The organism is Falsiroseomonas sp. RANM36 (assembly GCF_056682175.1).
Window position 1 is genome coordinate 1,033,769 of record NZ_JBWXTD010000003.1, and the last position, 2,270, is coordinate 1,036,038.

Sequence of the window (2,270 nt, forward strand, 5' to 3'; positions counted from 1 at the left end):
GCGGGCCGGTCTGCGCGCCTGGCGCGCGGGGCCGGCGGGGGTGGGGCGCGCGCTCGGCATCGCGCTGGCGCGCGCCTGGATGCCGTGGCGTTCCGCCGACACCACGGACCCGGCGCTGGCGGCGCGTGCCGCGCCTCTGGCTGCTGTCCGACCCGATGCGGCTGCCGGACCCGGTGGGGCCGGCGCGGCGGCTGCCGCGCGGGGCGGCGGCGCTGGCCCGCGGCGCTGCCCCGGGTGTCCTGGCGCGGCGCGCGCGGCGGGCGCGCGGCCGGGGCCGCGTCCTGCGGCTCGGCGGCGGGGGGCGTGGCGCGCGGGCGCTGCGGGCGGGGCGGCATGTGCCTGACCGGGCCGGGGGGCGGGGGCTGCTGCCCTTCCTCCGGGCGCGACGCGGCGGGGCGCCCTGGGCCTTGCTGTCGGTCGCAACGCATGGCCGGGCGGGGTTGGCGCGGGGCAGGCGGCTGCGGGCGGATTGCGCCCTGCTCTCGCCGGCCTTCGCCACGGCGAGCCATCCCGGTGCGCCCGCGCTCGGGCCGCTGCGCTGGGCCGCGCTGGCGAGGGCGCTGGGTCGGCCGGCGGTGGCGCTGGGGGGCGTGGCGCCGGGAACGGCGGGGAGGCTGCCGCGGCGCGGCGCAGGGCGCGCTGCCGGCCTGGCGGCGATCGGCGCGCTTGCGGGGGCGTCGGTGTCGGACCGGGAGATGTGGCGGCAGAGCCACAGTGTTTCGCGGAAGTCGCGTTGAGGCTTCGTGGCCGGTGGACCTCGGCGCGGCCTCGCGACAATAGTGTGCCCGGGTCTGACCACGCGCGGAGTTCGTCCGTGCGTGGCACCTGTCGAGGGGGGCAGGCGGGCCGAAGCACTCCGGGGCGACCCGGTTCAGGAGGAGGTTTTCGAATGCGCAAGTTTTTGCTGGGCACCACGGCGGTGGTCGGCGCTGCGCTGATCGGGGCGACGACCGCCCAGGCGCAGACGGCACCGACGGTCCGCCTCGGCGGTTACATCATCGGTGAGGCGGTGTGGAACGACGACGACTTCGACCAAGCGCGCGGCGTCCCGACCGGCGTGAACGGCGCCGGCCAGCAGCGCCGCAGCCGCTGGGACTTCAAGAACGAGGTCGAGCTGCAGATCTTCGTGAACGGCAAGGCGGCCAACGGCCTCGCCTACGGCGCCGTGATGGAAGTGCAGAACGACGGCACGGGCGGCACGATCTTCGACATCGACGAAGCCTACATCTTCATGTCGTCCCCGACGCTCGGCACGCTGCGCTTCGGTGAAGAGGACAGCGCCGCGAACCTGATCCAGGTGCGTCCGCCCAGCGTGACGGGCAGCGGCGTTGACGGCGACTGGGATGACGGCCTGCTGAGCTCCACCGCCTTCACCGGCGGCGGCCCCTCGCTGATCACCGGCATCAACGACGGCAACGACTCCACCAAGATCATCTACCTCTCGCCGCAGTGGTTCGGCTTCGACTTCGGCGTCAGCTACTCGCCGAACCGGAACGAGGGTGACCGCATCATCTCCGGCCGCGCGGTGGACAGCCTCTCGACCGGCAGCCTGACGGTCCTGACGCCCGGCGGCGGCACCGGCCCCGCCGGCACGCCGCTCTCGGCGACGATCCCGCAGCGTGACCGCACCGGCCTGACGAACGAGATCTCGGGCGGTATCCGCTACCGCGGCTCGTTCCAGAATGTCGGCATCGCGGCCAGCTTCGCGGCGCAGCGCGCCGACAGCCCGCAGGTGACCCCCGGCGGCGCCGCCGTCGCGGTCCGCGACCCGAACGTGACTGCCTACTCGTTCGGCGCCAGCATCACTGCCTTCGGCTTCACCCTCGGCGGCGAATACACCTGGGGCCAGTACTCGGGCGCCTCGGTGGCCGGCGCGCCGCTCCGCCAGGGCCGCGACGACTCCTCGCACTGGGCCCTCGGCCTGACCTATGTGGTCGGATCCTGGGCCTTCGGCGGCTTCTTCGGCCAGGGCGAGCAGGACAATGGCGGCAACCTGGCGGACCGCCAGCAGACCGTGTGGGGCTTCGGCACCTCCTACACGCTCGCGCCCGGCCTGGAAGTGTTCGCCAACTACGGCAACCTGCAGGACGACAACGTGAACTTCACGCTGACCCGCAATGGTCAGACCGGCACGATGACGGACCGCTCCGCGCAGTCCTTCATGGTCGGCACGCGTCTCGCCTTCTGATCCTTCCCGGATCGGCAAGGTCGGAGGGGGGGGGGGGGCCCCCCCCCCCCGTGGGGGTGGACCCCCCCCCCCGTCGCCCCGG

2 protein-coding genes are annotated in these 2,270 nt (G+C 74.5%); both read left to right on the top strand.

The features are described 5' to 3' along the window. The first annotated feature begins 155 nt into the window (after positions 1 to 155). Positions 156 to 737, top strand: a complete 582-nt coding sequence (locus AC1MIR_RS09755) for a thiamine phosphate synthase (RefSeq protein ID WP_480028735.1) — start codon at positions 156 to 158, stop codon at positions 735 to 737. A gap of 152 nt (positions 738 to 889) precedes the next feature. Further along, a complete protein-coding gene (locus AC1MIR_RS09760) occupies positions 890 to 2,188 on the top strand; it encodes a porin (protein WP_480027975.1) in 1,299 nt (432 codons plus the stop codon). Positions 2,189 to 2,270 lie beyond the last annotated feature (82 nt).

Excerpts from the sequence above, each read along its gene's own strand:
- AC1MIR_RS09755 (WP_480028735.1), top strand. The coding sequence starts at position 156 with ATGCGGCTGCCGGACCCGGTGGGGCCGGCGCGGCGGCTGCCGCGCGGG.
- AC1MIR_RS09760 (WP_480027975.1), top strand. The coding sequence starts at position 890 with ATGCGCAAGTTTTTGCTGGGCACCACGGCGGTGGTCGGCGCTGCGCTG.